Origin of the sequence: Enterobacter sp. C6 (assembly GCF_008122455.1) — a bacterium.
GTDB classification, from domain to species: Bacteria; Pseudomonadota; Gammaproteobacteria; order Enterobacterales; family Enterobacteriaceae; genus Enterobacter; species Enterobacter pseudoroggenkampii.
The window spans coordinates 1-6,288 of the sequence record NZ_QPFW01000107.1; the positions used below are offsets into that span (position 1 = coordinate 1).

Sequence of the window (6,288 nt, forward strand, 5' to 3'; positions counted from 1 at the left end):
CGTTTATGACCGCCACCTGGAAGGTCGCACCCTGCCTGGCGTTGGGCAACACCGCGGTGCTGAAGATGTCCGAGCTCTCCCCGCTGACCGCCGACCGTCTGGGCGAGCTGGCCCTCGAAGCGGGGATTCCGGCGGGCGTGCTGAACGTGGTGCAGGGCTACGGCGCGACGGCAGGCGACGCGCTGGTGCGCCATCACGACGTGCGCGCGGTCTCCTTCACCGGCGGCACCGCCACCGGGCGCAACATCATGAAAAATGCCGGGCTGAAGAAATACTCCATGGAGCTGGGCGGCAAATCCCCGGTACTGATTTTTGAGGATGCCGACATCGAGCGCGCGCTGGACGCCGCCCTGTTCACCATCTTCTCCATCAACGGTGAGCGCTGCACCGCGGGCTCGCGCATCTTTATCCAGCAGAGCATCTACCCGGAATTCGTCAAGCGCTTTGCCGAGCGCGCCAACCGCCTGCGCGTGGGCGACCCGACCGATCCGACCACCCAGATTGGCGCGCTCATCAGCCAGCAGCACTGGGAAAAAGTCTCCGGCTATATCCGCCTCGGCATCGAGGAAGGCGCAACCCTGCTGGCGGGCGGCCCGGACAAACCGACCGACCTGCCTGCACACCTGAAAGGCGGCAACTTCCTGCGCCCGACCGTGCTGGCGGACGTTGATAACCGCATGCGCGTGGCGCAGGAGGAGATCTTCGGGCCGGTGGCCTGCCTGCTGCCGTTCAAGGACGAAGCGGAAGGGCTGCGCCTGGCCAACGACGTGGAGTACGGCCTGGCGTCGTACATCTGGACCCAGGACGTCAGCAAGGTGCTGCGCCTGGCGCGCAATATCGAAGCAGGCATGGTGTTCGTCAACACTCAGAACGTGCGCGATCTGCGCCAGCCGTTTGGCGGCGTGAAGGCCTCCGGCACCGGCCGCGAGGGGGGCGAGTACAGCTTCGAAGTGTTCGCGGAGATGAAGAACGTCTGCATCTCCATGGGCGACCATCCGATTCCAAAGTGGGGGATCTGAAAATGGGTAAATTAGCGTTAGCAGCGAAAATCACCCACGTGCCGTCGATGTACCTTTCCGAGCTGCCGGGCAAAAACCACGGCTGCCGCCAGTCGGCCATCGATGGACACAAAGAGATCAGCAAGCGCTGCCGGGAGCTGGGCGTGGACACCATCATCGTGTTCGATACCCACTGGCTGGTGAATAGCGCCTACCACATCAACTGTGCGGACCATTTTTCAGGCGTCTACACCAGCAACGAGCTGCCGCACTTTATCCGCGACATGACCTACGACTACGACGGCAACCCGGCACTCGGCCAGCTGATTGCCGACGAGGCGGTGAAGCTCGGCGTGCGTGCCAAAGCGCACAACATCCCGAGCCTGAAGCTCGAGTACGGCACGCTGGTGCCGATGCGCTACATGAACGCGGATAAGCACTTCAAAGTGATCTCCATCTCGGCGTTCTGCACGGTTCACGACTTCGCCGACAGCCGCAGGCTGGGCGAAGCCATCGTCAGCGCCATCGAAAAATACGACGGCACCGTGGCGGTCCTCGCCAGCGGCTCGCTGTCGCACCGCTTTATCGACGACCAGCGCGCGGAAGAAGGGATGAACAGCTATACCCGCGAGTTCGACCGCCAGATGGACGAGCGCGTGGTGAAGCTGTGGCGCGAGGGTCAATTTAAGGAGTTTTGCAGCATGCTGCCGGAGTACGCCGACTACTGCTACGGCGAGGGCAACATGCACGACACGGTGATGCTGCTGGGCATGCTCGGCTGGGACAAATACGACGGCAAGGTGGAGTTTCTCACCGAGCTGTTCGCCAGCTCCGGCACCGGCCAGGTCAACGCCGTTTTCCCCCTGCCCGCGTAAGGAGCCACCATGCCGCACTTTATTGCTGAATGTACCGACAACATCCGCCAGCAGGCCGACCTGCCGGGGCTGTTCGCCAAAGTGAACGAGGCGCTCGCCGCCACGGGCATCTTCCCGCTCGGCGGTATCCGCAGCCGCGCCCACTGGCTGGACACCTGGCAGATGGCCGACGGCAAGCACGATTACGCCTTTGTCCATATGACGCTGAAGATTGGCGCGGGGCGCAGCCTGGAGAGCCGGGAAGCCGTGGGGGAGATGCTATTTGGGCTGATCAAAGCGCACTTTGCGGAACTGATGGCGAGCCGCTACCTGGCGCTGTCGTTTGAGCTCGACGAACTGCACCCGACGCTTAATTACAAACAAAACAACGTGCACGCGTTGTTTAAGTAGCGGACCCACACCGCTTGTACCGTACATCGTAGGCCGGGTAAGCGCAGCGCCACCCGGCAACAACAGGATATCGCCATGCTAGACAAACATACCCATACCCTGATCGCCCATCGTCTGCACCAGGCGGAACAATCCCGGGAGCAGATCCGCGCGATCTCGCTGGACTACCCGGAGATCACCATCGACGACGCCTACGCCGTTCAGCGCGAATGGGTGAGCCTGAAGATCGCCGAAGGCCGCGTGCTGAAGGGCCACAAGATCGGCCTCACCTCCAAAGCGATGCAGGCCAGCTCGCAAATCAGCGAGCCGGACTACGGCGCGCTGCTGGACGACATGTTCTTCCATGACGGCAGCGACATTCCCGTCGATCGCTTCATCGTCCCGCGCATTGAAGTGGAGCTGGCCTTCGTACTGGCAAAACCGCTGCGCGGCCCGAATTGCACGATCTTCGACGTCTACAACGCCACGGATTACGTCATCCCCGCGCTGGAGCTGATCGACGCCCGCTGCCACAACGTCGACCCGGAGACCCAGCGTCCGCGCAAGGTGTTCGACACCATCTCCGATAACGCCGCCAACGCGGGCGTGATCCTCGGCGGCCGTCCGATTAAGCCCGACGAGCTGGACCTGCGCTGGATCTCCGCCCTGCTCTACCGCAACGGCGTGATCGAAGAGACCGGCGTGGCCGCAGGCGTCCTGAACCACCCGGCCAACGGCGTGGCGTGGCTGGCCAACAAGCTTGCGCCGTACGACGTGCAGCTTGAGCCTGGCCAGATCATTCTCGGCGGCTCGTTTACCCGCCCGGTGCCCGCCAGCAGAGGCGACACCTTCCACGTCGACTACGGCAACATGGGCTCCATCAGCTGCCGCTTTGTCTAGGAGAGCACGATGCAAAACGCATTTAAAGCGGCGCTGAAAGCAGGCCGTCCGCAAATTGGGTTATGGCTGGGGCTGACCAGCAGCTACAGCGCCGAGCTGCTGGCGGGGGCTGGCTTCGACTGGCTGCTGATCGACGGCGAGCACGCGCCGAACAGCGTGCAGACTGTCTTGACCCAGCTGCAGGCTATCGCCCCTTATCCCAGCCAGCCGGTGGTGCGCCCGTCGTGGAACGACCCGGTGCAAATCAAACAGCTGCTGGACGTGGGTGCGCAAACCCTGCTGGTACCGATGGTGCAAAACGCCGACGAAGCGCGGCTGGCGGTACGTGCCACCCGCTACCCGCCTGCGGGCATTCGCGGCGTCGGCAGCGCCCTGGCGCGGGCGTCGCGCTGGAACCGCATCCCGGACTACCTGCAGCAGGCCAACGACGCCATGTGCGTGCTGGTGCAGATTGAAACCCGCGAGGCGCTGAAAAACCTGCCGCAGATCCTGGACGTGGAAGGCGTCGACGGCGTGTTTATCGGCCCGGCGGATCTGAGCGCCGACATGGGCTTTGCCGGCAATCCGCAGCACCCTGAAGTGCAGGCCGCCATCGAGCAGGCGATCGCGCAGATACGCGCTGCCGGTAAGGCCCCCGGCATCCTGATGGCGAACGAGCAGCTGGCTAAACGCTACCTCGAACTCGGCGCGCTGTTTGTCGCCGTCGGCGTCGACACCACCCTGCTCGCCCGCGGCGCGGAAGCGCTGGCGGCACGTTTTATCGAACAACCGGTTACGTCAGTTAATAACAATAAATCCGTCTACTAAACGTAAGATCTGGAGCGCACCATGACGACCTCTACCCTGCAAACTCATGATAATAAAGCTGTTGAACACCGCGTCATTCACAAGCTGTTCCGGCGTCTGATCGTCTTTCTCTTTATCCTGTTTGTCTTCTCGTTTCTCGATCGCATCAACATCGGCTTCGCCGGGCTGACGATGGGTAAAGATCTGGGCCTCACGTCAACCATGTTTGGTCTGGCCGCGACGCTGTTTTACGTCACCTACGTGCTGTGCGGCATCCCGAGCAACATCATGCTGGCGAAGATCGGCGCGCGACGCTGGATCGCCGGGATCATGGTGGTGTGGGGCATCGCCTCCACCTGCACGATGTTCGCCACCAGCCCTGAAACGCTCTACGTCCTGCGCATGCTGGTGGGCATTGCCGAAGCCGGCTTCCTGCCGGGTATTCTGGTCTATCTCACCTGGTGGTTCCCGGCCTATCACCGCGCCCGCGCCAACGCGCTGTTTATGATTGCTATGCCGGTCACCATGATGCTCGGCTCGATCCTCTCCGGGTACATTCTGGCGATGGACGGACTGTGGAACCTCAAGGGCTGGCAGTGGCTGTTCCTGCTGGAAGGGCTGCCGTCGGTGGTGCTCGGCGTGGTGACCTGGTTTTACCTCAACGACACGCCGGATCAGGCCACCTGGCTGGATGACGACGAAAAGCAGGCGCTCAAAACGATGATCGCCCGCGAGCAGGAGGTCGCGATTGCCCAATCCGTCACGCCGCGTTCGACGCTGCGCGAGGTGCTGACCCCGGCGGTGCTGCTCTACACGCTGGCCTACTTCTGCCTGACCAATACGCTGAGTGCGATCAACATCTGGACGCCGCAGATCCTGCAAAGCTTCAACACGGGCAGCAGCAATATCGTCATCGGCCTGCTGGCGGCGATCCCGCAGTTCTGCACCATCCTCGGGATGATCTGGTGGAGCCGCCGTTCCGACAGGCTGAAAGAGCGAAAAAAGCACACCATCCTGCCGTACCTGTTCGCCGCGGCGGGATGGATGCTGGCCTCCGCGACGGATCACAGCCTGATCCAACTGCTTGGCATCATCATGGCCTCAACCGGATCGTTTACCGCCATGGCGATATTCTGGACCACGCCGGATCGGGTTATTAGCCTGCAGTCCCGCGCGGTGGCGCTGGCGGTGATCAACGCCATCGGCAACGTCGGATCCGCCGTCAGCCCATTGCTGATTGGGATCCTGCGCGACGCGACCGGCAGCTTCAGCTCCGGGCTGTGGTTCGTGGCCGGGCTGCTGGTGGTCGGCGCGCTGGTGCTGACGCGCATTCCGATGACGCAGCGGGATCAACAGAGGAACGGTCATGTGCCAGAGCCCTATCGCCAACATTGATATCAGCAAGGAGTACGACGAAAGTCTGGGCACCGACGATGTGCACTACCAGTCGTTCGCCCGCATGGCGGCCTTTTTTGGCCGCGACATGCAGGCGCATCGTCACGACCAGTATTTTCAGATGCACTTTCTCGATACCGGGCAGATTGAGCTCCAGCTCGACGATCACCGCTACTCGGTGCAGGCCCCGCTGTTCGTCCTCACGCCGCCGTCGGTACCGCACGCGTTTATCACCGAATCCGACAGCGATGGGCACGTGCTGACGGTGCGCGAGGATCTGATCTGGCCGCTGCTGGAGGTGCTTTACCCCGGCACGCGGGAGGCGTTCGGCCTGCCGGGGATCTGCCTTTCGCTTTCCGACAGGCCGGACGAGCTGGCGGCGCTGAAGCACTACTGGCAGCTGATTGCCCGGGAATCCACGGAGCAGCTGCCCGGGCGCGAGCATACCCTGGTCCTGCTGGCGCAGGCGGTGTTTACCCTGCTGCTGCGCAACGCGAAGCTCGACGACCACGCCTCAGGCGGCATGCGCGGCGAGCTGAAGCTGTTCCAGCGCTTTACCCAGCTGATCGACACCCACTACCACCAGCACTGGACGGTGCCGGAATACGCCAGCGAGCTGCACCTGACCGAATCCCGCCTGACCGATATCTGTCGCCGCTTCGCCAACCGCCCGCCAAAACGCCTGATCTTCGACCGCCAGCTGCGGGAGGCCAGGCGCTTGCTGCTCTTCTCCGACAGCACCGTCAGCGAGATTGCCTGGCAGCTGGGGTTCAAAGATCCGGCCTATTTCGCCCGCTTTTTTAACCGCTTAGTGGGGTGCTCGCCCAGCGCGTATCGGGCGCAGAAAGTACCGGTTTCCTGAACGCATCACGGTTCGTAGGGCGGGTAAGCGCAGCGCTACCCGCCGAAAAGCCGCACAGATCACAAAACCCAATCCCGCCCGAAAAGTACCCGCCGTTGTCCCA

Annotated in this window: 7 protein-coding genes; all 7 read left to right on the forward strand. The window is 62.7% G+C overall.

What is annotated here, in order from left to right; all coding sequences use genetic code 11:
- Positions 1-1,019, forward strand: a 1,019-nt coding sequence (locus tag DOU50_RS01475; RefSeq protein ID WP_148768602.1) for an aldehyde dehydrogenase family protein, incomplete at its 5' end; no start/stop codon positions are given.
- A gap of 2 nt (positions 1,020-1,021) precedes the next feature.
- Entirely contained in the window at positions 1,022-1,873 is an 852-nt protein-coding gene (hpaD, locus tag DOU50_RS01480) for a 3,4-dihydroxyphenylacetate 2,3-dioxygenase (RefSeq protein WP_032649922.1), read from the forward strand.
- A gap of 9 nt (positions 1,874-1,882) precedes the next feature.
- Positions 1,883-2,263, forward strand: coding sequence for a 5-carboxymethyl-2-hydroxymuconate Delta-isomerase (locus DOU50_RS01485; RefSeq protein ID WP_024908289.1), 381 nt, complete (start codon positions 1,883-1,885; stop codon positions 2,261-2,263).
- Positions 2,264-2,338: 75 nt separating this feature from the next.
- Positions 2,339-3,142 carry a 2-oxo-hept-4-ene-1,7-dioate hydratase gene (hpaH, locus tag DOU50_RS01490; RefSeq protein ID WP_090419162.1) on the forward strand — a complete coding sequence of 268 codons (804 nt, stop codon included), beginning with the start codon at positions 2,339-2,341 and terminating at the stop codon, positions 3,140-3,142.
- Positions 3,143-3,151: 9 nt separating this feature from the next.
- On the forward strand, positions 3,152-3,949 hold the full coding sequence (gene hpaI, locus DOU50_RS01495; protein ID WP_090419165.1) for a 4-hydroxy-2-oxoheptanedioate aldolase: 798 nt from the start codon (positions 3,152-3,154) through the stop codon (positions 3,947-3,949).
- Positions 3,950-3,970: 21 nt separating this feature from the next.
- A complete protein-coding gene (hpaX, locus tag DOU50_RS01500; protein WP_090419168.1) occupies positions 3,971-5,323 on the forward strand; it encodes a 4-hydroxyphenylacetate permease in 1,353 nt (450 codons plus the stop codon).
- Positions 5,295-6,185 (forward strand): 4-hydroxyphenylacetate catabolism regulatory protein HpaA, encoded by an 891-nt coding sequence (gene hpaA, locus DOU50_RS01505; protein WP_024908293.1) that lies wholly within the window; start codon positions 5,295-5,297, stop codon positions 6,183-6,185. The genes hpaX and hpaA overlap by 29 nt, the downstream gene beginning before the upstream one ends.
- Positions 6,186-6,288 lie beyond the last annotated feature (103 nt).